This window comes from Pseudomonas sp. 21 (genome assembly GCF_000955805.1).
In the GTDB taxonomy this organism is placed as follows: domain Bacteria; phylum Pseudomonadota; class Gammaproteobacteria; order Pseudomonadales; family Pseudomonadaceae; genus Pseudomonas.
The window spans coordinates 108,424-129,508 of sequence record NZ_JYOA01000011.1; the positions used below are offsets into that span (position 1 = coordinate 108,424).

The window sequence follows — 21,085 nt, forward strand, 5'->3', positions numbered from 1 at the left end:
TCATTTCTGTGTCTTATTCAGCGGCTGCGCTTGAGGTCGTCCAGGGTGCGGCGCTGATCTTCCAGCTGGCGCTGCAGTGTGTCGATTTGCCGCGCCTGCTCTTGCAGCGTGCGTTGCTGCTCTTCCAATTGCCGGGTCATGCGCTGCAGGTCGTCGGTGCTGAAGTTCGACTTGTGGATCACTTCGCTGCTGAAGGTGTCGGCCACGACCAGCGCGCCGGACTCGGTGAAATCGCCCATTTTCATGGCGCCGAAGGCGGGCAGGGCGAGGGTGCAGGTGAGGGCGGCGAGAAGCGCGAGCGGGCGTGCGAGCATCGTGGGCGTCCTGGTTGGATAAATTGTTGAGTGCAACTACCTATTGATTTTGTATACAAGAATCTGCTTTTCTGCCGGTCCGGCAGGCGTGGAATTTATATTTTTGCACCATAAAGATTCATAAAAGCGTCACGCTGCACTATCTCGGGGCGGCGTGGATTGTTAGAGTCTGCCGGCAAAAAGCATCACATAATCAGAAAAGTACCGGTGTAGACATGACGCAATCCGTTGACTCGTTCCTCGAGCGCCTGAAGCGGCGCGACCCCGATCAGCCCGAATTCCACCAGGCGGTGGAAGAGGTGCTGCGCTCCCTCTGGCCCTTCCTCGAAGCCAATCCGCACTACCTGCAGGCCGGCATCGTCGAACGCATCGTCGAGCCCGAACGCGCGATCCTGTTCCGCGTACCCTGGGTGGATGATGCCGGACGAGTGCGGGTCAACCGCGGTTTCCGCATCCAGATGAGCAGCGCCATCGGCCCTTACAAGGGCGGCCTGCGCTTCCACCCCTCGGTGAACCTGGGCGTGCTGAAGTTCCTGGCTTTCGAGCAGGTCTTCAAGAACTCCCTGACCTCGCTGCCCATGGGCGGCGGCAAGGGCGGCTCGGACTTCGATCCCAAGGGCAAGAGCGACGCCGAAGTCATGCGCTTCTGCCAGTCGTTCATGAGCGAGCTGTTCCGCCACGTCGGCGCTGACCTCGACGTGCCGGCCGGCGACATCGGCGTGGGCGCCCGCGAGATTGGCTACCTGTTCGGCCAGTACAAGCGCCTGTCCAACGAGTTCACCTCGGTGCTGACCGGCAAGGGCATGTCCTACGGCGGCAGCCTGATCCGCCCGGAAGCCACCGGCTACGGCTGCGTGTACTTTGCCCAGGAGATGCTCAAGGCCCGCGAAAGCGGCTTTGACGGCCAGCGCGTGGCCATCTCCGGCTCCGGCAACGTGGCCCAGTACGCCGCGCAGAAGGTCATGGAGCTGGGCGGCAAGGTGATCTCGCTGTCCGATTCCGAAGGTACCCTGTTCTTCGAAGCGGGCCTGACCCTGGAGCAGTGGGAAGCCGTCATGGAGCTGAAGAACGTCCGTCGCGGCCGTCTCAGCGAAATGACCGGCCCCGGCCTGCGCTTCATCGCTGGTGAGCGTCCGTGGGCGCTGGCCTGCGATATCGCGCTGCCCTGCGCCACCCAGAACGAACTGGACGCCAACGACGCGCGCACCCTGCTGGCCAACGGCTGCGTCTGCGTGGCCGAAGGCGCGAACATGCCGTCGACCCTGGAGGCCGTGGATATCTTCCTCGAGGCCGGCATCCTCTACGCACCGGGCAAGGCTTCCAATGCCGGCGGCGTCGCCACCAGCGGCCTGGAGATGAGCCAGAACGCCATGCGCCTGCTGTGGACCGCCGGCGAAGTGGACCAGCGCCTGCACGGCATCATGCAGAACATCCACCATGCCTGCGTCGCCTACGGCGAGGAGAATGGCCGGATCAACTACGTGAAGGGCGCCAACATCGCCGGCTTCGTCAAGGTCGCCGACGCGATGCTGGCCCAGGGCGTCGTCTGATCGCTCCGCCAACATGAAGAACGGGCCCGATGGGCCCGTTTTTCATTTCAGCCGTTGTATCGGCTGCCCTTGTAGGAGCGAGCTTGCTCGCGAACCTCTCGAAGCTGGCGCGTACCTCTCACTGCTGTCGCGGAGCTGTTCGCGAGCAAGCTCGCTCCTACAGGCTCGGCGTCGATCCGCTCAATCCACCGGTTTGGGCGTAGTCGCCGTGCTTGGCGGCAGCAGCGGGTATTCCACCTTCGGCTGTTTGCCGGTGGCGGTCTTGAGGAAGGCGACGATATCGCTGACTTCCTCGGCGTTGAGCTGCTTGCCCAGCTGCGCGGTGCCCATGATCGCCACCGCTTCCTCGAGGTCCCAGACCTGTCCGCTGTGGAAGTACGGCGCGGTCAGCGCGATGTTGCGCAGGGGCGCGGCGCGGAACACGTACTGATCGTTCTGTGTCTTGGTCACCTCGAAGCGGCCCTTGTCGCCCGTGGGCAGGATCTTGCCGTCCGGTTTCTTCACCAGCCCGAACGGGAAATACGCCTGGCCACCCAGGTTCACGCCGTTGTGGCAGCTGATGCAGCCCGAGCTCATGAAGGTCTGCAGGCCCTTTTTCTCCTTGGCGTCGAGGGCATTGTCGTCACCCTTGAGGTAGAGGTCGAAGCGCGAGTCCGGGGTGATCAGGGTCGACTCGAAGGCCTGCAGCGCACGGGCCATGTTGTCGAAGCTGACCGCCTGCTTGTCGGCGGGGAAAGCCTTTTCGAAGGCGGCCACATACTCCGGCATGCTGCGCAGCGTCGCCTCGACGTTCTTCGGCGTGTTGTGCATCTCCACCGGGTTCTGCACCGGGCCCTTGGCCTGTTCCTCCAGGTCCTTGGCGCGGCCATCCCAGAACTGCGCGATGTTGAACACGGCATTGAATACGGTGGGCGAGTTGCGCGCGCCTTTCTGCCAGGCATGGCCGCTGGAGGCGGGCACGTTGTCGGCGCCGCCGGTACCGATGTTGTGGCAGGTGTTGCAGCTGATCACGTGGCTGGCGGACAGGCGTGGCTCGAAGAACAGCTGCCGGCCGAGTTCGATCTGGTTGGGGTCGAGCTTGTCGCTGGCCTGCTCGGGGATGGGCTTGAAGATGTTGTTGGCGTTGTCGCGCAGGACGTCGGCGTTCGCTTGCGCCGCCGCCGTGCTCACGGCCAGCAGCAGGCTGCCCAGGGCCAGTTTGATGGGCTGCATGTGGAGTCTCCTTGTCTCAGGCTTTGGTTTCTTCTGAGTTCAAGGAGAGGCGATGGGACGAAGGGCCGGCTTGACCGAAATCAAGCGCGCGGCCGCGGGCAGGTGCGGATGGTTGCCGCAGCGGTCAGTTGCCGCGCAGGGCGTGGGACAGCGCGCGGTCCTTCTGCTGTTCCCAGTCACGGTCCCGATCGCTGTTGCGCTGTTCTTCGTACTGCTGGCGTTCCTGGCTCACGCGCATGGCCTGGCATTGCTGGAAGCCGTCGTTCCAGCCCAGGGCGTACTTTGCCTCACCCAGGTAGCGCGGCACGTCCTTGCGGAATTCGCCGGTGATGGCGCCGGCCGCCTGGCGACCGCTGCCGCAACCGTCGTCGTAGCCATCGGCATAGGCCGGCGGATAGCCCTGGGCGATGAGGGTTTCGTGGGTGGTTTCACAGCCGGCGAGCAGCGCGGCGCAGAGCAGGACGAGGGCGGCGCGTGGCGCCATGGAGACTCCCGTGTGCCGGGGAGGCGGGCACACGCGCCGGGTAGGGTTATGGGACGGCACTCTATCCGGCGTATGGTGAGAAAAGCGTCAAGCAGGCGTGATACGGATGTGCTGGCCGGTTGTTGCCCATGGCGCGCAGTCGATGCGCACCGGCAGGAAGGCTTCGACCACTGTGCGGTTGCTCAGCAGATGATCGCTCGATACTGGCGTGGTGAAGCTGCCGCCGCCGGCCAGCGCCATGGGGAGCAGCAACTGGTCGGCGAGGTGCTCCTCGACGCTGGTACCGCTGCGGCGCCAGTCATCGGCCTGGCGCAGCGCCTGGCTGGCAACGCGTTCGGCGCTGACCCCGGACTGCCCGAAGGCGCAGAACACCAGGGTCAACTGCTCGCACTCCACCTGCAGCAGCAAGGCGTTACCCGGCCCCTGGTCTTCCGGCAGGCGGACGACCTGGGCAGATGCGGCGTGCCAATCCTGATGCCGCTTCACCTTCTCCAATTCGCGATCCCCTACATGACCGGGAATGGCCGCCAGCAGGGCGCGAGCCGAACGCGAAAGCACGGCACCGGCTTCCGGCAGATGCAGCGGCTGCAACTCGCCGGGTGCCACTCGTACCCGCAGTTCGCCACCGCCGGCCGGCATGAAGCCATGGGGCAGCAGCTCGAAGTCCACCTTCGCACCCATACGCCGCAGCAGCGGCAACCAGCTGCGCTCGATGAAATCCGCCGGCGGCGCCAGCGGGTTGTGCGTGCCGCCGCTGATCGCCAGGCTGCTCGGTCCATCGGCGTACAGCAGCGCCGGCAGCAACGTCTGCAGCACCAGCACGGCGCTGCCCGCGCTGCCGATGGCGAAGCGGTAGTCGCCGCCGCGAATCGCGCCGGGGCGGAAGGTCAGGCTGCGCGAGCCCAGCTCGTCGCCTTCCACCGCCGCGCCGCAGATTTCCACTGCAGCGCGCACGGCCGTCAGGTGCTGGCGCAGCAGCCCCGGCCGCGACCGCCGGCCACGGATATTGACGATGCGCAGCGCCTTGCCGGTGATCATCGACAGGCTCAGCGCACTGCGCAGAATCTGCCCGCCGCCTTCGGCGCCGTCGAGTTCGATCAGGTCCCTTTTCATCTTTCGTGTTTCCTCACTTGCTCGCGCAGGAAGCGATCCAGGCGCTCCGTGTCGTGGCAACCGCCGCGGGGTGCGCCAAGGTTTTCCGCGCGTTGCAGCTCTTGCTCGATCAGCCGGTGCAGGGCCGGGCGTGCCGGGCCGTATTCGGCCTCGACCGCCTGGCGCTTGAGCACCAGCAGTTCCTCGACTTCGGCGCGCTGCGCGGCATCGTCGAGCGTTGCTTGCATCAGTGTCTCGAAGACCATCGGCGGCATGCCCAGGCCCTGGTCGATCCAGCGCACTGCCAGCAGCGGGCGCAACACGTAGAGGTACTTCTTGTAGCGAACCTCCTCGCCCTGCAGGTAGCCACGGAAGTTCTTCTTCGCCATCGACAGGTAGTGCGCCCGTGCGGCAGCGGGCGAGTAGAAGTCCCGTGCGAGTTGGCGCAGGCCTTGGGTTGCCGTGGATTCGCTGCGATACACCAGCGGCGAGTCCAGCCACTCCAGCAGCGTCGGGTTGGATTTGCGCAGCAGGCGCAGCGCCTTGCGCAATTCCCAACCGCTGAGGTCCAACTCGTCGGTCAGCGGGCGCTCCAGCACGTCGCGCGGTTCGTCCACGCGCAGGTACCAGTCCGGTTGCTGCACATAGACGAAGCGTACGTCGTAGTCGCTGTCCGGAGAGGCGAAGCCCCAGGCGCGGCTGCCCGATTCGCAGGCGTAGAGCACGGTGACGTTGCGCTCCTGCTCCAGCCTTGTCAGTTCCTCCAGTACTCGCTCGCGCATGGCGTCGGGGAGTGGGTGGCGCTCTTCCTTGTTCATGAATTCGATTCCTTGGTCTTGCTCAATCCGTCGCGCTGGCGGCCAGCGCGGACAATGTTCGTCGTCGCGGGTTGTACAGGGTGAGGCACCAGATGCCCCACCATTCCTTGCCGTCGTCGAAGTAGCTGCTCCAGTGGCTGCGATGGGGTTCGGCATCGCCGTCGCCAACCCAGTCGAGGACCTGCAAGCCTTCGTCAGGGTGCAGCCGCAGTGCCTGCAGCCATTCGCGGAAGTCCGCCACCTGCAGCCGGGTGCCGTAGGGCGGATTGCGGAAGGCGCGGCACAGTGGGCCGTCGTCGAGGCCCAGCTCGCGTATCGCCTCGACGGTGAGCGCCTGCGGACGGGCCTGGTCCAGCTCCGGCGTCAGGTCCGGCCAGGGCTGCTTGGCATAGCGCGAGTCCTTTGCGATCAGCTGCAGGCGCCACAGGCGTGCGCGCTCGTTGATCGTCTCGAACAGCATCTGCAACGCCTGGCGATGTTCCACCTCGCCAGGCGTGGCGGTCGGGTCGAGCGTCAGCACGCGGAAGTCGAAGACGCAGCCCGCCTCTTCCAGGCGGGCGCGCAGCTCCTCCGTGCGCCGGTTTTCCATGGGTTGCAGCATGTCTTCACCTCATCCTTTCACGCAGACCACCTGGCGCAGGGTGTGCAGCACTTCCACCAGCTCGCGCTGGGCGTCCATCACGGCGTCGATGTCCTTGTAGGCCATGGGGATCTCATCGATCACGTCCTTGTCCTTGCGGCACTCGACATGGGCGGTGGCGCGCACCTGGTCCTCGACGCTGAACAGCTTCTTGGCCTTGGTGCGGCTCATGGTCCGCCCGGCGCCGTGGCTGCACGAGCAGAACGCCTCCTCGTTGCCCAGGCCGCGGACGATGAAGCTCTTGGCGCCCATCGACCCCGGAATGATGCCGAGCTGGCCCTTCTGCGCGGACACCGCGCCTTTACGCGTTACCAGTACCTCTTCGCCAAAGTGGCGTTCCTTCTGCACGTAGTTGTGGTGACAGTTCACCGCCTCCAGGCTGGCTTCGAACGGCTTGCGGATCACCTGCCGCGCTGCCGCGATCACCGCGCGCATCATCAGCTCGCGGTTCTGCCGGGCGAAGTCCTGGGCCCAGCCCACGGCTTCCACGTAATCGTCGAAGTGCTGGCTGCCTTCTTCGAAGTAGGCCAGGTCACGGTCCGGCAGGTTGGCGATGTGCTGGCGCATATCGGCCTGGGCCAGTTCGATGAACAGGTTGCCGATGGCGTTACCCACACCGCGCGATCCGCTGTGCAGCATGAACCAGACGCGGTTGGCCTCGTCGAGGCAGACCTCGATGAAATGGTTGCCGGTCCCCAGGGTTCCCAGGTGCTTGCGGTTGTTGGTCTTCTCCAGTTTCGGGTATTTGTCGGTGATCACCTTGAAACGGCCGGCCAGTGCGCGCCACGCGTCGTCGGCGTGCCCGGGCACGTCTTCCCAGGCGCCCTGGTCGCGGCGACCGAAGGTCTTGCCATGGGGCACGGCCTTCTCGATGGCGGTACGCAGGCCGTGCAGGTTATCCGGCAGGTCCGAGGCCACCAGCGAGGTGCGCGCGGCGATCATGCCGCAGCCGATATCCACACCCACGGCGGCCGGGATGATGGCGCCCTGGGTGGGAATCACGCTGCCGATGGTCGACCCCTTGCCCAGGTGCACGTCCGGCATCACGGCCAGGTGCTTGAAGATGAAGGGCATCTTCGCGGTGTTCATCAGTTGCTGCCTGGCGTCGTCTTCCACCGGCACGCCCTGGGTCCAGAGCTTGATCGGTTTGCCGTTGGCGACTTCCAGCAGCTGGAAGGTCTTGGTGTTCATGTTTCGATTCCCTTCTGTTGCGTGGCGAGTTGGCCGGCAGCGGGCTGTGCCCGGCCATCGCGAATTCGTTTGTTCAATCGACAGGCGCGGCAGCGTATCGCCGTGGAGTACACCTGTCCCTGACAGTCTTCGTACCACCATTTTTGCTGGATGGCGGTCCAGGTCTGCTCGGCGCCGCAGTCGTGGCAGGTGAACTGCTGGTCCTCGTACCAGCCGCGGCGCACGAACAGCGGGTCGCCGTAGCTGTTGTAGGGCGCCAGGCTCGAGCGGTTGACCGGGACGCTGCCGGGCGGAGCGGCCTGGCTCGAAGGCTGCCTGACTGGCATGGCCTTCTTCGCCTTGCGTTGCTCGCGCGCCTGGCGAATTTCCCGGCGGCGTTGCTTGTTGCTCTTCATGGTGCCGACTCCTGCGCGAGGCAGGCCCTGGTCAGGCCTGCTTCAGCGTTACCAGTCCATTCAATACCTGATCCAGGCCGCCGAATACCGAGATGCGGTCGATTCGTTCGGCTACCCGCTCCAGGGTTTCCAACTCCTTCAGGCGCAGGGCGGTGGGGTTGTCCTCCATCACCTTGGCCGTGTTCAGCAGCGAGCGGGTCGCCGAGGTTTCTTCGCGACGACGGATCACGTTGGCTTGCGCAGCCTTCTCCGCTTCCACTACCTGGGCCAGCAGGGTCTTCATCTCGCCCGGCAGGATGATGTCGCGCACACCCAGGCCGCTGACCTCGATACCGGTGCCCGGCAGCCGCTCCTTCAGGTAGGCGCTGACCGAGTCGTCGATGAGCTGCTTGTTCTCCAGCAGCTCATCCAGCGAGCGGGTGCCCACCGCCGCGCGCAGGCCGAACTGCAGCTCGCGGTAGAGGTGCTCCAGCGGCTTGGACAGGCTGGAAAAAGCCGTCAGCACGTCGCTGTAACGCCAGTTGGCGGCCAGGTTCAGGCGCAGGCTCACCTTGTCGCGGGTGAGGATTTCCTGGCCGCTGACTTCCAGCGCCTGGATCCGCGTATCGATCAGCTCCACGCTCACCTGGCGGTTGTAGCGCCAGAAGCCGAACTGGCCGGCCGGCAGCAACTCGACCACCGCGCCGTCGACCTTCAGCACGCCAACCTGGTAGGCCGGCACCAGGGTCACCAGCAGCGCTTCGACACCGATCACGCTGCGGCCGCGCAGGTTGCCCTGCATCTGCTGCAAAAGCGCCGGAGCCACGCGGTACTCCTGGCTCAGGTCGATGCGCTCTAGGCGCTGGTCGGTCTGGCCTTTCCAGTACAGCCGGCGGCTGCCCGGTGCGAGGATTTCCGCCAGCACGCCGTCCTCGAAGCGCAGGCCGGCCTCGTTCTCGGCCAGGTCCATGCGGGTGAAGTAGCGTTCGACCAGTGCCGGCTCCGACTGACGCAGGTAGCCGGCCAGGCGGTGCTCGAACAGCGGGGTGTTCAGGCTGAAGGTTTCCACGCTCAGGCGGTTGTACAGGTCCAGGTGGCGGTGGATGCCCGGCTCGAGGATCGCCAGGAAATCGCCCTCGGAGTACAGCAGGCCGCGTTCGTTCTTCTTCACGGTAAAGCGCTTCAGCAGTTTCATTGCTCTCTTCCTTCTTTCTCTTGTCCTTGGGTGCCGGTGTTCGCCGGCCCGTCGGGTGGCGAGGCGGGGGCCTGCGAGAGCCAGGTGCTGCGGACATCCTGTCCATGGCGCCGAATCCATCGGCCAGCACTTGCCTTGTCGCGGGCCCGGTCCTTGTACCGGGCGGGCCGGCGGTGGCTTCGGGTCCCTGGCGTATCCGGCCTTCCTGGCCTCTCTGCGCCTGTCCCGTCGCCCACCGGCGGGGTGTTGCGTTCATGAGTAGCTGCCTTGACAGGGCAGTGTTCGAGCGGGAGTCGAACCCGCGACAGGCCATTCCTTCGATGGCTGCTCTACCGGACTGAGCTATCGAACGGCGCGGGCAGGATTCGAACCTGCGACGGTTCCCCTCGGGGGAGTGCTCTACCGGGCTGAGCTACCGCGCCATCGACCGTGACTGCTGCAGCGGCATGCACGAAGCCGACACCAGGGGTGGGCTCGGGCACCGGCGGGAGTGGAAGTCCCTGCCCGTGGGCTGCATCAGCGATGCGGTCAAGTGAGATATAGCGAGGGGCGTGCCAGGTTTGCTTCCGGTTTGTCCTCGATTCTTGTAACTGATTGATAAATAACAATTTAATTTTATTTGCAGTGCGACTTGTCGATGTTCTGGATTGGCCGCTAACGGTTTTTATGGATATCCTGGGATCGTTATTTATCTTGATGGATAAGGAATGAACGCCAAGAAAACGGTCGCCATCGGCTTCCTCGGTTCGACCCTGGATCGCGTCGGCAAGGGCGCGGCGCGCTGGCAGAAGTGGCGGCCCACGGTTGGCCTGTGCCAGCAGCAGGACCTGCTGATTGACCGCCTGGAACTAATCCACGGGCTGGACGCGCGGGATCTCGGGCTGGCCGAGCGCATTGCCGCCGACGTGCGGCTCGTCTCCCCGGAGACCGAGGTGCGCCTGCAGCCCATGGCGCTGCGCAACCCGTGGGACTTCGAGGAGGTCTACGGCGCGCTGCACGATTTCGTCGGTGGCTACAGCTTTGATACCGAACACGAGGACTACCTGGTGCACATCACCACCGGGACCCACGTCGCGCAGATCTGCTGGTTCCTCCTGACCGAAGCGCGCTACCTGCCGGCGCGGCTGGTGCAGGCCTCGCCGTCGCGGCGCAAGGACGAGGCTCGGCAGCCGGAAGGGACGGTGGCCGTCATCGACCTCGACCTGTCGCGGTACGACCGCATCGCCACGCGCTTCCGCCGAGAGCAGGAAGAGAGCCTGGCCTTCCTCAAGTCCGGCATCGCCACGCGCAACGCCGAATTCAACCGCTCCATCGAACAGATCGAGCGGGTTGCCGGGCGTTCCCGTGCGCCGATGCTGCTGATCGGCCCGACCGGTGCGGGCAAGTCCTTCCTCGCCCGTCGCGTCTACGAACTCAAGCGTGCGCGGCACCAGTTCCAGGGCCGTTTCGTCGAGGTGAACTGCGCGACCTTGCGCGGTGACGGCGCCATGTCCGCGCTGTTCGGCCATATCAAGGGCGCCTTCACCGGCGCACAGAACGCCCGCGAAGGCCTGTTGCGCGCGGCGGACGGCGGCATGCTGTTCCTCGACGAGATTGGCGAACTGGGCCTGGACGAGCAGGCCATGCTGCTCAAGGCCATCGAGGAGAAGCGTTTCTTCCCGCTGGGCTCGGACCGAGAAGTGGGCAGCGACTTCCAGCTGATCGCCGGCACCCACCGCGACCTGCGCGAGCGTGTGGCCGAGGGGCTGTTCCGCGAGGACCTGTTCGCCCGCATCAACCTCTGGACCTTCGACCTGCCGGGGCTGGCCGGGCGCCGCGAGGACATCGAGCCGAACATCGATTTCGAGCTGGAGCGCCACGCCCGCGAGCAGGGCCGCCTGGTGCGCTTCAACCGCGAGGCGCGCACGCGCTACCTGGCTTTCGCCAACTCGGCGCAGGCCTTGTGGAGCGGCAACTTCCGCGAGCTGTCGGCGTCCATCACGCGCATGGCGACCCTGGCTGACAGCGGGCGGATCGATGAGGTACTGGTGGAGGAGGAGATCGGCCGGCTGCGCCGCTCCTGGGGCGCGACCCAGGCCCAGAGCCTGCTGGATCGTCTGCTGGGGGAGGGCGCCGAGGCGCTGGACCTGTTCGACCGCCTGCAACTGGAAGCGGTGATCGACGTCTGCCGGCAGGCACGCAGCCTGTCCGACGCCGGCCGCCAGTTGTTCGCTGTCTCGCGTCAGGAGAAGCAGAATCCCAACGACGCCGACCGCCTGCGCAAGTACCTGGCGCGCTTCGGCCTGGATTGGCCCGGCATCACCGACGGGGTGCGCTAGAATCGGCGTTTTGCGGTCGCGGCAAGGAGCCGATCATGGAAGAACCGATGAGTGTCGAGCAGCTGTGTCGACGCATCGAGGCGGGCGAAGCGTTCAAGTACGTGTACTTCTGGGGGCATCGCCCGAAGCACTCCGTGGAAGTCGACAAGAGCTGCTTCAGCCAGTGGTTCGAGGTGGACTTCGAGATCGACGGAGTGACCTACGCCAGCGCCGAGCACTACATGATGGCCGGCAAGGCCCGGCTGTTCGGTGACGAGGCGGCGCTGGCACGGATTCTCGCCGCGCGCACGCCGGCCGAGGCGAAGTCCATCGGCCGCGAGATCCGCGGCTTCGACGATGCAGCCTGGAATGCCGAGCGGCTGGCCATCGTCACCCGCGCCAACCATGCCAAGTTCGGGCAGAACCCGGCCCTGCGCGAGTTCCTGCTGGGCACCGGCGATCGCGTGCTGGTCGAGGCCAGCCCGGTGGATGCCATCTGGGGCATCGGCCTGGCGGTCGATCATCCTGACGCGGGCAACCCGGCGCGCTGGCGCGGGCTGAACCAGCTGGGTGTCGCCCTCATGAGTACGCGCGATGCGCTGCGCCGGGAGGACCAGGATGCCTGAGTTGACGACTGCCCAGCAGCAACTGCTGCGCGAGCACCGCCTGGCCTGGTTCGCCGGACGCCTCATCCATGACGCGCAGCCGCCGATCAGCGATGCTCAACTGGCCGAGGTCGAGCAACGCCTGGGCAGCCCGCTGCCGCCCGAACTGGTCGCCCTGTGGCGCTGCTCCTTCGGTGGTCGGCTGGATTATGAGCTGTGCGTGGACTACGACGGCCACCTGCATCCCTATTCCTTCAATGAGCTGTTCTACCCGGACAGTGACGGCTACCGCGACCTGTGGGGCTGGTTGGAGCACGAGCAGGAGTGCGCCGAGGACGTTGCCGGCGAGAATGGCGAGGAATGGAATGGCCGCGTGGGCTTCCTGCCCATCGGTGGTTTCGAGTACCTGGAGCGGGTGTATGTCTGCGTCGAGCCGGAAGAGTTCGGCGCCATCTACGCCTGGAGTCGCGCATTGCCGCCAGCCTGGCCGCTGCGTCTGCATGAGGACGCACTGACCCGGGTGGCCGACGACCTGTATGGCCTGTTTGCGCTGCTGGGCTTCGACGAGGACCCGTTCGCCGAGGGCGCGGATGCCGGGCAGGAGTTGCTCGAAGCACTGGATGAGCTGGCCGCCTCGGGTGCGGAAGGCGAAGCGCTGGCGCAGCTGCTGCAGAGTTCGCTGCGGCCGCTGGTACGCGACTGGCGTGCGGCACTGGAGCAGGGACGTATTGCCGGTGAGCCTGAGTTGCAACGCCTGGCCCTGACGCACGCGGTGCGCAGCGGCGATGTCGGGTTGCTGGAGCAACTGCGCGACCAGGGTTGCGACCTTGGCCGGCTGTTGACCGGCGGTGGGAATGCGCCGGTGCATGCGCGGGTGATGCAGCGCGAGGCGGTGATCCAGTGGTTTGCCGAACAAGGCGTCGCGGAATATCAGCTTGGCGGAGACGCAGCATGACGCTGGCGACGGGCCTTCCGGAGTCGCTGGTCGAGTTCCTGCGGCAGCCGGTGAATACGCCGGAGGATCGGGTGGAGGCGCAGGACTTCGTCCGCCGGCCCGATGTCCGCGAGCTGTACCGCGACACCCTGGGCACGCCCCGCGCGGACAAGATGCTCGCCGAGTGCGCGACGCTGTTTCCCGAGCTCGACCTCAATCGCGCGTCGCTGCTGGCGCTGTTCTGCGGCAGTTGGGTGGAAGGCGGCGCCAGCCCGCGTATTGCCTTCACCGCGGTGCTCGAGGTTCTGGGGCGTGCGCTCGCGGTGCTGCGCCCATACTGCGCTGACGAAGCGCTGGAGGACGACGAGGAAGCTCAGGCCGCTGCCCGGCAGGCCCGCGAGCGACTCGATAGCCTGACGCCCGCGCAGTCGTTGCTGGTCGATAGTGTGCATCCGGCGGTCGATCTGCTGGTGCTGCCGCTGATGACCATGCTGATGCGTTCGCGGGAAAATCACCGCGACTTCCTGGCCCATGGCGAGCTCCTGCACTCTATCGACGCCATGGTGAAATCCAACACCACGCTGCCTTTCGAGAATCTGCATTTCCTCGACCATGCGGCGGCGCTGACCTACGAAGACGAGCTGGTGGTGGTCCTGCCCGCGACGCGCAGTGGTCTGGTGGTGAGTGCGCAGGGCATCAACTGTAATTTCCATGCGTTCTCCCTGCTTCAGCCGCTGCTGGCCGCCCACGGCGAGCGGCTCGGGTTACAGGTAGCAGCACCGGTTTTGGCAGCCGAAGTACCCAGGGAAGACAGTGCGCAGTACCTGTGGCTGCAGGCCTTCGCCTTCGAGAAGGGCGAGATGGTCAACAGCCTGGCATGGGCATGGGGCGAGGCGCCGCTGCGCAGCAATAGCCGCAAGCACGGCCGCTGCGTGCTGATTGCGCTGGATACCGCAGAGGGAGTGTCGCGCTCCTGGTCGGGCTTCGCCGACCGGCTGCATGACGCGCATCAGCCGTCGGTGGAGCTGGTGCGTTTCCTCAGCGCGGAAGAAGTGGCGGCCTATCTGCAGTGACGCCGGCAAAGGCGCACCGTGGCATTGGCCGCAGCGCGCCTTCCCCGGTCAGTAGTGGTACCAGCGCAGCTCCAGCATCACTTCGTTGCGCGGGCTGGCTTCATGGCTGAACTCGCGCTGGGCTGACAGGCGCAGGCCGAGGTTGCGGCCCAGTTCCACCTGCTGGCCGAAGCTCAGGGTGCGACGCACTTCGCCGTTGTGGAAGTAGTCGCCCTTGCCTTCCAGGCTGAGGTTGCCCAGCGGGTTGCTCCACAGTACGCCGGTATCGAAGCCCATGGCCGGGGCGATGGTGGCGGCGAAGTCCTGGTTGTTCTCGATGCGCGCGGTGCCGAGGGCGTAGGCCTGCAGGTCGTCGGTCAGCTTCCAGCTGCCGCCGGCGCCGCCATTGAGGTGGCCGACCAGGGTGTCGTGGTCGTTGTCGCTGTGCTTGCCGATCACCCGTTCCCAGCCGCCGGCGACCTGCCAGGACAGCGGCTTCAGCAGCTCGTTGCGTGGCGTCATCGAGCGGATGGTGACCAGGTCCAGTTGCTGCAGCTGCCAGCGGTTGCCTTCGTACTGGCGCAGCTTGAGCTGGCCGATCTCGATCTGCGCGCCGAGGGGGAAGCCGTAGGCGTTGTCGTCGAGGTCGTGGTAGGCCATGCGCAGGCCGTACTGGGCGAAGGCTTCGCCGTCGCGGCTGCCGGCGCCAATCTGCCAGGTGCGCGATTCGTGGCCGTTCTCCGGCTGGCCGGGGCGTTCCACCTCCAGTGCCGGCGGCGGGTTGCGGTTGATCGCCTTGAGCAGGTTGTAGCTGCGCGAGGCGGTGGACTGGTCGCGCTCCTGGCCGGTGGCGCGGTAGCGCACCAGGCGGAAGGCGGTGTCCTGCACCAGCGCCTGGCGGTCGGCGGGCAGGGCGGCGAACGCGGGGCTCTGCAGCTGGCTGTCGTCGTCGGCGATGTGGCGGGCCAGCACTTTCTCGTCGTGGCTCAGCGGTTCGCCGCGGGCCAGCAGTTCGCGCTCGCGGGAGGGGCGATAGTCCACGCGGTCGATCAGCCCGGCGTCCTTCACCGCGCGCACCGTGTCGGTGGGGATGGCGGTGATCGGGAAGTGGTCGGTGAGCTCGGTGCCGGGGCGGGCGATCTCCAGCAGTTCGAGCAGGCGGAAGGAGCAGTTCTCGTCGAAGAAGTAGTACTTGAAGCGGATCTGCTTCAGCTCCCAGACGTGCTCGACCATGCGCGCGGTTTCTTCCGGCGTGAGGTTCAGGCGGTATTCCCAGAGGTCGCGGTTCTCCAGTCGGCTGTATTCGGAGAGCTTCTCGCGGTAGGGCACCAGGGCGAACAGGCCGGGGTAGCCGCCCATCAGGCCCTTCCAGGCGTAGAGGATGCTGTTGTCCATGCCCTCGATGTAGGCGCCGAAGTTGAGCGCGTAGCTGAGCAGGGCGGTGTTGTCGGAGTCGACGTCGGCCTGGTCGATGCGCAGCAGGGTGTGGCCGAACATCGAGGACGGGCTGTTCAGGTAGGCGGCCGGGAACACCAGCACGGCGCTGTGCGGGTTGATGTCCTGGTACCAGGTGGTGAACTCCTTGCACTCCACCGTCGGCAGGTCATCGAGCTGCAACTGCTGGCGCAGCCAGCGGGTGCGCGCCGGGTAGACGCACTGGGCGTGTTTGTCGCCGAGGCTCGCCGGGGCGTAGAGGGCCTTCACGGTGGCGGCCAGTTCGGATTCCGGATGGCGGTCTCCGTCCTTGGCGAGGAAGAACTTCGGGTCGTCGACGAAGCTGCGCCAGCCACCGAGCTTGGCGTGTTCGTAGTGCCCCAGGGCCAGCCAGTAGGGCTCGTCGGCCAGGCTCTGCAAGCGTTGTGGGGCGATCGCCGGCGAAGCCAGCAGTGGGGTGCAGGCGCACAGCGCCATCCAGGGCAACAGGCGTTTGAGCATCGAGTGGACTTGCTGGAGGGGAAGGATGAGCCCGCCGGGAGGCGGCGGGCTCGCGTTGGCCATCAGGCCTGTTCGGCGTACTTGGCCAGGGTGCTGTCCTGCTTCAGGACGGCCTGGGTGTTGGCATAGACGTCCTCGGCGGTAACGTCGGACTTGTTGAAGATCTGCGCGAAGTGCTCGTGGGTGACCTGGGCGAAGTGCGCACGGTCCTCGGGCTTCACGCCCAGCACCACGGCGTAGGTGGTCAGCGCTTCGCCGTCACCCTTGGCCATGTCTTCGGAGAGCTCGTCCATCATGCTGCTGAGCACGATCATCGGCTTGCCGCCGTAGGTCAGCGCGCCGTTGGTGTGGCAGCCGTTGGTGCCGGTGGTCATGCCGAAGGTGTTGTTGCCGCTGGTGCCGTTGGTGGTGGCTGCCAGAACGTGGGTGGCGGTGCCGCGCTGGCCCTTGAACAGCATGTTGCCCCAGCCGCAGCCGTCGCTGCCGGGTGCGTCGGCGAGGGCGCTCAGGGAGGCGGTGGCGAGGAGGGTACCGAGCAGAATCCTTTTCATCGTTTTTCTCTCTTTTTGAGGTCGGGGACCGTTGAACAGTCGCTGACAGCAAAACAGCGCCTGGTCAGAGCTTTTCTCCAATGCCTTGCGGGTGTCAAGGCAACCGCTGCCGCAGCCAGTATGGCCGAACCCGGCCGGGAGCGGCTGGATGACCGGCAGTTGATCGGCATCAGCGGCGGAAGTCTTGGAACCGACCACACTTCAATCAGTTCCCCTTGCGAGGAAGTAGTCATGGTCGATTTCGATCCACGGCCAGCGTTGGACCAGTTGGCGGCCGAGTATTCCAAACGCGCCGAAGCTATTCGCCGCGACCTCGGTCGCAGCCATTCGCCGGACTTCGCCGAGCAGGCCCAGCAGCGGCAGAACGACGACGTGTTGCGCGCCCTGCTCGCCGAAGCGGACGCGGGCATGCGCCTGGTGGGCCTGGCGCGCCTGCGCCTGGCTGATGGCACCTACGGCGAGTGCGCGCGTTGCGGCGAGGCCATCGAGGAGCGCCGCCTGCGCGCGCTGCCGGCCGCCGAGCACTGCCTGCGTTGCGCCGATGCGGTGGACTGAAACTGTCACCAATACTGCCTTGCCAGTGGCGCGCGGGCGGCGCGAGAATGCGGACGAATCTCCGCGGCCTCGCGCCGCCCGAAGCAAGGACCTCCAATGCCCGATTCCGTTGCTGCCGGCCTGCGCCTGGCGCCCGATGAACTGACCCGCCCCTTCACCCCCGAACAGTTTCCCTTCAAGACCACCGAAGAACTGGAGCCTTTCCTGGGCGTGCTCGGACAGGAGCGCGCGGTCGAGGCGCTGCAGTTCGGCGTGGCAATGCCGCGTCCGGGTTACAACGTGTTCGTCATGGGCGAGCCGGGCACCGGCCGCTTCTCTTTCGTGCAGCGCTATCTGAAGGCCGAGGGCAAGCGCCTGCCGACGCCGGCCGACTGGGTCTACGTCAACAATTTCGACGATTCGCGCGAGCCGCGCGTGATCGAGCTGCCGCCGGGCAGCGCCGCCGAATTCGGCACCGATATCGACCACCTGATCGACAACCTGCTGTCCACCTTCCCCTCGGTGTTCGAGAACCCGGCCTACCAGCAGAAGAAGAGCGCCATCGACCGCGCCTTCAACCAGCGCTACGACAAGGCCCTGGACACCGTCGAGCGCCTGGCGCTGGATAAGGAAGTCGCCCTGTACCGCGACAGCTCCAACATCGCCTTCACCCCGATGAAGGACGGCAAGGCCCTGGATGAGGCCGAGTTCGCCCAGTTGCCGGAGGAGGAGCGCGAGCGCTTCCATGCCGACATCGCCGACCTGGAGGAGCACCTCAACGAGGAGCTTTCCAGCCTGCCGCAGTGGAAGCGCGAGTCGAGCAACCAACTGCGCCAGCTCAACGAGGAAACCATCACCCTGGCGCTGCAGCCGCTGCTGGCGCCGCTGGTGGAAAAGTACAACAACAACTCCGGGGTCAGCGCCTACCTGCAGGCCATGCAGCTCAACCTGCTGAAGACCGTGGTCGACCAGCTGGTGGATGCCGAGCGCACCGACCCGCAGCGCAAGCAGGGCCTGGAGGAGCAGTACGCGCCGAACCAGGCAATCGGCCACCACGCCACCAGCGGCGCGCCGGTGGTGTTCGAGTCGCACCCGACCTATGACAACCTGTTCGGCCGTATCGAGTATGCCTCCGACCAGGGCGCGCTCTACACCAGCTACCGCCAGCTGCGCCCCGGTGCGCTGCACCGCGCCAACGGCGGCTTCCTGGTGCTGGAGGCGGAAAAGCTGCTGAGCGAGCCGTTCGTCTGGGACGCCCTCAAGCGCGCGCTGCAGTCGCGCCAGCTGAAGATGGAATCGCCCTTGGCCGAGCTCGGCCGGCTGACCGCCATGAGCCTGACGCCCCAGGTGATCCCGTTGAACATCAAGGTGATCATCATCGGCTCGCGGCAGATCTACTACACGCTGCAGGACCTCGACCCGGACTTCCAGGAGATGTTCCGCGTGCTGGTGGACTTCGACGAGGACATCCCGCTCGCCGAGGACAGCCTCGAGCAGTTCGCCCAGTTGCTCAAGACCCGCACCTCGGAAGAGGGCCTGGCGCCGCTCACCCGTGAAGCCGTGGCGCGGCTGGCGACCTACAGCGCCCGCCTGGCCGAACACCAGGGCCGTCTTTCGGCGCGCATCGGCGACCTGTTCCAGCTGGTCAGCGAAGCGGACTTCATCCGCCAGCTGGCCGGCCAGGAAGTGACCGACCTGGGCCACATCGAGCGCGCCCTGAAGGCCAAGGAAACCCGCACCGGCCGCGTGTCGGCGCGGATTCTCGACGACATCCTCGCCGGCATCATCCTGATCGACAGCGAAGGCGCCGCGGTGGGCAAGTGCAACGGTCTGACCGTGCTGGAAGTCGGCGACTCCGCCTTCGGCATGCCGGCGCGCATCTCCGCCACCGTCTATCCGGGCGGCAGCGGCATCGTCGACATCGAGCGCGAGGTCAACCTCGGCCAGCCGATCCACTCCAAGGGCGTGATGATCCTCACCGGCTACCTCGGCAGCCGCTACGCCCAGGAATTCCCCCTGGAGATTTCCGCGAGCATCGCCCTGGAGCAGTCCTACGGCTACGTGGACGGCGACAGCGCCTCGCTGGGCGAGGTCTGCACGCTGATCTCCGCCCTGTCGCGCACGCCGCTGCGCCAATGCTTCGCCATCACCGGGTCGATCAACCAGTTCGGCGAAGTGCAGGCGGTCGGCGGGGTCAACGAGAAGATCGAAGGCTTCTTCCGCCTCTGCGAGGCCCGTGGCCTGACGGGCGAGCAGGGGGTCATCATCCCGCGCGCCAACGTCGCCACCCTGATGCTCGACGAGCGCGTGCTGCAGGCGGTGCGCAACGGCCAGTTCCACATCTACGCCGTGCGCCAGGCCGACGAGGCGCTGAGCCTGCTGGTCGGCGAGCCGGCCGGTGCGCCGGATGCCAAGGGACACTTCCCCAAGGGCAGCGTCAACGCCCGTGTCGTCGAGCGCCTGAAGGAAATCTCCGAGCTGGGCATGGACGAGGAAGAGAAGGAAAAAATCGCCAAGGAGCCCGCAGCCGCCAAGCCCGCCAGCAAGCCGAAGGCGGAAAAGATGCCGGCGGACAAGGCTCCTGTGGAGAAAGAGCGCGCCCGCAGGAAGAAAGACGCCGACTGAACACGGTCAGGGCAAGGCGCCGGCCGGGGCATTCCACCGGCGCCATTTTCACGCCGTTGCCCGCAAGATAGCCGGATAAATCCGCACTTTCGCGTGTCGGAACCTGGGTGTAGTCTCAATCTCAGGACAACCGCGAGGGTGCCGCCATGCCGCGTAACCTCTGCCTTATCCGCCCCTGTCTGGGGCTGACCACGCGCATCGAGTGCGAGATCAGGCCGCTGGCCGGAGAGAATGGACTCTGGACCTTGCTGTGCGCTGCCGGCATGTCCGGCGCGCAGCCCACCGCCATCAAGGCGCAGGGCCCGTTCTGCGGGCCTTTCGTGGCCGAAGGCGTACTTGAGGCGATTTCCGACTGCCTGGCCCAGCAGGGCTACATCGTGGCAGACGATCCCCCCATCTGGCAGTTGCACCTGCAGGGCGAACTGCGCCGCCTGAACGGCGAGCGCTCGCGCCATGTCGGCAATTTCCAGTTCCGCCCCGAAGGTTGACGGCTGGTTGCGCAGGCCCTGCACAATCCGCTGAAGCCCGTGGGGCGCCTGGTTGCTACGGTTTCATACCGTGGCTGCCCGCCTATTTATCCACAGACATATTTATCCATAGAAAGCCGGGGTAACTCGCAAAAGCCATCCGCTATACTGCCGCGGCCCATTTTTCCCTGGATTTCACCTGCGAGCACCATGGAACGATTCGTCGAAAACTCCCTGTACGCCGCGCGCTGGCTGCTGGCGCCGATCTACATCGGCCTGTCGCTGGCCCTGCTGGCGCTGACCATCAAATTCTTCCAGGAAATCTTCCACATCCTGCCCAGCATCTTCAGCATCGCCGAGGCGGACCTGATCCTGGTGCTGCTGTCGCTGATCGACATGGCGCTGGTCGGCGGCCTGCTGGTGATGGTGATGTTCTCCGGCTACGAGAACTTCGTGTCGCAGCTGGACATCGATGAAGGCAAGGAAAAGCTCAGCTGGCTCGGCAAGATGGACGCCAGTTCGCTGAAGAACAAGGTGGCCGCCTCCATCGTGGCGATCTCCTCGATCCACCTGCTGCGCATCTTCATGGACGCCAAGAACATCGAAGACAACAAGCTGATGTGGTACGTGATCATGCACCTCACCTTTGTCCTCTCGGCCTTCGCCATGGGCTACCTGGACAAGGCCACGCGCCACGACCACTGAGGCTTTACGGCTTCATCCTCGCCGCCCGGCCGTTGCAAAACGGACGGGCGGTTGCGTTTTCGGCTTGCGGTAGGCGCCAGCTGGTCAAGACTTTTGGCGTGGATCAATCCGCAGGAGGTGCAGCACATGAATCTGCAGGAACTGACCAGCCGTTCCGTCGCCGGCGACATCGACGAGATCAACCTGGTGTCGCTCGAAGGCGATATCTACGTGCTGGAGGCACGCATGGGCGCGCGCTTCTATCCGGTCCAGGACGAGGCCGGGCACGTCATCAGCGTGCGTTCGGTCGCCCATGCGCGGGAGGTGCTCAAGGCGCTGCCCAATGTCCCGTTCCATCTGGTGCACGCGGTGGTGCATGACGAGATGTGCGGCATGGACGACGAGCGCGACATCGGCGCCGGCGTGACCATCCCGTTGCACTGAGGCTGTTGCGTGGCGTGCTGCGCGAGGCTCGCGCGGTGGGGGAGGCGGTGCATCTGTGCTAGGCTGGCGGCCCTTTTTTGAACCCCC

The 21,085-nt window shown here is 65.9% G+C and carries 21 protein-coding genes and 1 tRNA gene; 10 read left to right on the forward strand and 12 right to left on the reverse strand.

Annotated features, from left to right (window positions below):
* Window positions 1-17 precede the first annotated feature (17 nt).
* Complete coding sequence (locus tag UB43_RS26020; RefSeq protein WP_256205357.1) at window positions 18-314, reverse strand: hypothetical protein; 297 nt, start codon at window positions 312-314, stop codon at window positions 18-20.
* A 215-nt stretch (window positions 315-529) separates the two neighbouring features.
* Here UB43_RS26020 and gdhA point away from each other — a divergent pair, with 215 nt between their 5' ends.
* Entirely contained in the window at window positions 530-1,864 is a 1,335-nt protein-coding gene (gene gdhA, locus UB43_RS26025; protein ID WP_045217184.1) for an NADP-specific glutamate dehydrogenase, read from the forward strand.
* Window positions 1,865-2,044: 180 nt separating this feature from the next.
* On the opposite strand, the gene UB43_RS26030 is transcribed toward gdhA, so the two are convergent.
* The 9 genes from UB43_RS26030 to UB43_RS26075 form a co-directional block, all read right to left on the reverse strand.
* Window positions 2,045-3,076, reverse strand: a complete 1,032-nt coding sequence (locus UB43_RS26030) for a cytochrome-c peroxidase (RefSeq protein WP_045217187.1) — start codon at window positions 3,074-3,076, stop codon at window positions 2,045-2,047.
* A 124-nt stretch (window positions 3,077-3,200) separates the two neighbouring features.
* Complete coding sequence (locus tag UB43_RS26035; protein WP_045217190.1) at window positions 3,201-3,560, reverse strand: hypothetical protein; 360 nt, start codon at window positions 3,558-3,560, stop codon at window positions 3,201-3,203.
* An 87-nt stretch (window positions 3,561-3,647) separates the two neighbouring features.
* Complete coding sequence (rtcA, locus tag UB43_RS26040) at window positions 3,648-4,673, reverse strand: RNA 3'-terminal phosphate cyclase (RefSeq protein WP_045217193.1); 1,026 nt, start codon at window positions 4,671-4,673, stop codon at window positions 3,648-3,650.
* The gene (locus UB43_RS26045; RefSeq protein WP_045217196.1) at window positions 4,670-5,470 is read right to left on the reverse strand and encodes a nucleotidyltransferase domain-containing protein; all 801 of its coding nucleotides are present in this window, start codon (window positions 5,468-5,470) and stop codon (window positions 4,670-4,672) included. The genes rtcA and UB43_RS26045 overlap by 4 nt, the downstream gene beginning before the upstream one ends.
* A gap of 22 nt (window positions 5,471-5,492) precedes the next feature.
* On the reverse strand, window positions 5,493-6,071 hold the full coding sequence (locus UB43_RS26050) for a hypothetical protein (protein WP_045217198.1): 579 nt from the start codon (window positions 6,069-6,071) through the stop codon (window positions 5,493-5,495).
* 9 nt (window positions 6,072-6,080) lie between these two features.
* Complete coding sequence (locus UB43_RS26055; protein ID WP_045217201.1) at window positions 6,081-7,301, reverse strand: RtcB family protein; 1,221 nt, start codon at window positions 7,299-7,301, stop codon at window positions 6,081-6,083.
* Window positions 7,298-7,696, reverse strand: coding sequence for a zinc-ribbon domain containing protein (locus tag UB43_RS26060; protein ID WP_045217204.1), 399 nt, complete (start codon window positions 7,694-7,696; stop codon window positions 7,298-7,300). Before UB43_RS26060 ends, UB43_RS26055 begins: the two co-directional genes overlap by 4 nt.
* Window positions 7,697-7,727: 31 nt before the next feature.
* The gene (locus tag UB43_RS26065; protein ID WP_045217206.1) at window positions 7,728-8,870 is read right to left on the reverse strand and encodes a slipin family protein; all 1,143 of its coding nucleotides are present in this window, start codon (window positions 8,868-8,870) and stop codon (window positions 7,728-7,730) included.
* Between the two features lie 350 nt (window positions 8,871-9,220).
* A tRNA-Ser gene (locus tag UB43_RS26075) sits at window positions 9,221-9,292 on the reverse strand.
* 285 nt (window positions 9,293-9,577) lie between these two features.
* On the opposite strand from UB43_RS26075, the gene rtcR reads away from it, so the two are divergent.
* The 4 genes from rtcR to UB43_RS26095 are packed head-to-tail and all read left to right on the forward strand — an operon-like array spanning window position 9,578 to window position 13,779.
* Window positions 9,578-11,188 (forward strand): RNA repair transcriptional activator RtcR, encoded by a 1,611-nt coding sequence (rtcR, locus tag UB43_RS26080; RefSeq protein WP_045217209.1) that lies wholly within the window; start codon window positions 9,578-9,580, stop codon window positions 11,186-11,188.
* A 35-nt stretch (window positions 11,189-11,223) separates the two neighbouring features.
* Window positions 11,224-11,793 (forward strand): NADAR family protein, encoded by a 570-nt coding sequence (locus tag UB43_RS26085; RefSeq protein ID WP_045217212.1) that lies wholly within the window; start codon window positions 11,224-11,226, stop codon window positions 11,791-11,793.
* Window positions 11,786-12,727, forward strand: a complete 942-nt coding sequence (locus UB43_RS26090; protein WP_177329819.1) for an SMI1/KNR4 family protein — start codon at window positions 11,786-11,788, stop codon at window positions 12,725-12,727. The genes UB43_RS26085 and UB43_RS26090 overlap by 8 nt, the downstream gene beginning before the upstream one ends.
* Window positions 12,724-13,779 (forward strand): hypothetical protein, encoded by a 1,056-nt coding sequence (locus UB43_RS26095; RefSeq protein WP_045217214.1) that lies wholly within the window; start codon window positions 12,724-12,726, stop codon window positions 13,777-13,779. Before UB43_RS26090 ends, UB43_RS26095 begins: the two co-directional genes overlap by 4 nt.
* A gap of 48 nt (window positions 13,780-13,827) precedes the next feature.
* Here the strand turns inward: UB43_RS26095 and UB43_RS26100 are convergent, their stop codons facing one another.
* Window positions 13,828-15,693, reverse strand: a complete 1,866-nt coding sequence (locus UB43_RS26100) for a DUF4105 domain-containing protein (RefSeq protein ID WP_045217216.1) — start codon at window positions 15,691-15,693, stop codon at window positions 13,828-13,830.
* 62 nt (window positions 15,694-15,755) lie between these two features.
* The gene (locus tag UB43_RS26105) at window positions 15,756-16,244 is read right to left on the reverse strand and encodes a DUF3015 domain-containing protein (protein WP_038803701.1); all 489 of its coding nucleotides are present in this window, start codon (window positions 16,242-16,244) and stop codon (window positions 15,756-15,758) included.
* A gap of 231 nt (window positions 16,245-16,475) precedes the next feature.
* Between UB43_RS26105 and UB43_RS26110 the strand changes: the two genes are divergently transcribed.
* From UB43_RS26110 to UB43_RS26130, 5 genes are all read left to right on the forward strand, one after another.
* Window positions 16,476-16,799: a TraR/DksA family transcriptional regulator gene (locus tag UB43_RS26110; RefSeq protein WP_045217219.1), complete on the forward strand. Its 324-nt coding sequence runs from the start codon at window positions 16,476-16,478 to the stop codon at window positions 16,797-16,799.
* 96 nt (window positions 16,800-16,895) lie between these two features.
* On the forward strand, window positions 16,896-19,403 hold the full coding sequence (locus tag UB43_RS26115; protein WP_045217221.1) for a Lon protease family protein: 2,508 nt from the start codon (window positions 16,896-16,898) through the stop codon (window positions 19,401-19,403).
* Between the two features lie 146 nt (window positions 19,404-19,549).
* On the forward strand, window positions 19,550-19,891 hold the full coding sequence (locus UB43_RS26120; protein ID WP_024763074.1) for a hypothetical protein: 342 nt from the start codon (window positions 19,550-19,552) through the stop codon (window positions 19,889-19,891).
* A 189-nt stretch (window positions 19,892-20,080) separates the two neighbouring features.
* Complete coding sequence (locus tag UB43_RS26125) at window positions 20,081-20,575, forward strand: TIGR00645 family protein (protein WP_017521628.1); 495 nt, start codon at window positions 20,081-20,083, stop codon at window positions 20,573-20,575.
* Between the two features lie 126 nt (window positions 20,576-20,701).
* Window positions 20,702-20,998, forward strand: coding sequence for a DUF6482 family protein (locus UB43_RS26130; protein WP_045217224.1), 297 nt, complete (start codon window positions 20,702-20,704; stop codon window positions 20,996-20,998).
* The last annotated feature ends 87 nt before the right edge of the window (window positions 20,999-21,085 follow it).

Excerpts from the sequence above, each read along its gene's own strand:
- UB43_RS26020 (WP_256205357.1), bottom strand. The coding sequence starts at position 314 with ATGCTCGCACGCCCGCTCGCGCTTCTCGCCGCCCTCACCTGCACCCTC.
- UB43_RS26030 (WP_045217187.1), bottom strand. The coding sequence starts at position 3,076 with ATGCAGCCCATCAAACTGGCCCTGGGCAGCCTGCTGCTGGCCGTGAGC.
- gdhA (WP_045217184.1), top strand. The coding sequence starts at position 530 with ATGACGCAATCCGTTGACTCGTTCCTCGAGCGCCTGAAGCGGCGCGAC.
- UB43_RS26095 (WP_045217214.1), top strand. The coding sequence starts at position 12,724 with ATGACGCTGGCGACGGGCCTTCCGGAGTCGCTGGTCGAGTTCCTGCGG.
- UB43_RS26105 (WP_038803701.1), bottom strand. The coding sequence starts at position 16,244 with ATGAAAAGGATTCTGCTCGGTACCCTCCTCGCCACCGCCTCCCTGAGC.
- UB43_RS26055 (WP_045217201.1), bottom strand. The coding sequence starts at position 7,301 with ATGAACACCAAGACCTTCCAGCTGCTGGAAGTCGCCAACGGCAAACCG.
- UB43_RS26090 (WP_177329819.1), top strand. The coding sequence starts at position 11,786 with ATGCCTGAGTTGACGACTGCCCAGCAGCAACTGCTGCGCGAGCACCGC.
- rtcA (WP_045217193.1), bottom strand. The coding sequence starts at position 4,673 with ATGAAAAGGGACCTGATCGAACTCGACGGCGCCGAAGGCGGCGGGCAG.
- UB43_RS26100 (WP_045217216.1), bottom strand. The coding sequence starts at position 15,693 with ATGCTCAAACGCCTGTTGCCCTGGATGGCGCTGTGCGCCTGCACCCCA.
- UB43_RS26115 (WP_045217221.1), top strand. The coding sequence starts at position 16,896 with ATGCCCGATTCCGTTGCTGCCGGCCTGCGCCTGGCGCCCGATGAACTG.
- UB43_RS26050 (WP_045217198.1), bottom strand. The coding sequence starts at position 6,071 with ATGCTGCAACCCATGGAAAACCGGCGCACGGAGGAGCTGCGCGCCCGC.
- UB43_RS26060 (WP_045217204.1), bottom strand. The coding sequence starts at position 7,696 with ATGAAGAGCAACAAGCAACGCCGCCGGGAAATTCGCCAGGCGCGCGAG.
- UB43_RS26035 (WP_045217190.1), bottom strand. The coding sequence starts at position 3,560 with ATGGCGCCACGCGCCGCCCTCGTCCTGCTCTGCGCCGCGCTGCTCGCC.
- UB43_RS26110 (WP_045217219.1), top strand. The coding sequence starts at position 16,476 with ATGGTCGATTTCGATCCACGGCCAGCGTTGGACCAGTTGGCGGCCGAG.
- UB43_RS26120 (WP_024763074.1), top strand. The coding sequence starts at position 19,550 with ATGCCGCGTAACCTCTGCCTTATCCGCCCCTGTCTGGGGCTGACCACG.
- rtcR (WP_045217209.1), top strand. The coding sequence starts at position 9,578 with ATGAACGCCAAGAAAACGGTCGCCATCGGCTTCCTCGGTTCGACCCTG.
- UB43_RS26085 (WP_045217212.1), top strand. The coding sequence starts at position 11,224 with ATGGAAGAACCGATGAGTGTCGAGCAGCTGTGTCGACGCATCGAGGCG.
- UB43_RS26065 (WP_045217206.1), bottom strand. The coding sequence starts at position 8,870 with ATGAAACTGCTGAAGCGCTTTACCGTGAAGAAGAACGAACGCGGCCTG.
- UB43_RS26125 (WP_017521628.1), top strand. The coding sequence starts at position 20,081 with ATGGAACGATTCGTCGAAAACTCCCTGTACGCCGCGCGCTGGCTGCTG.
- UB43_RS26045 (WP_045217196.1), bottom strand. The coding sequence starts at position 5,470 with ATGAACAAGGAAGAGCGCCACCCACTCCCCGACGCCATGCGCGAGCGA.
- UB43_RS26130 (WP_045217224.1), top strand. The coding sequence starts at position 20,702 with ATGAATCTGCAGGAACTGACCAGCCGTTCCGTCGCCGGCGACATCGAC.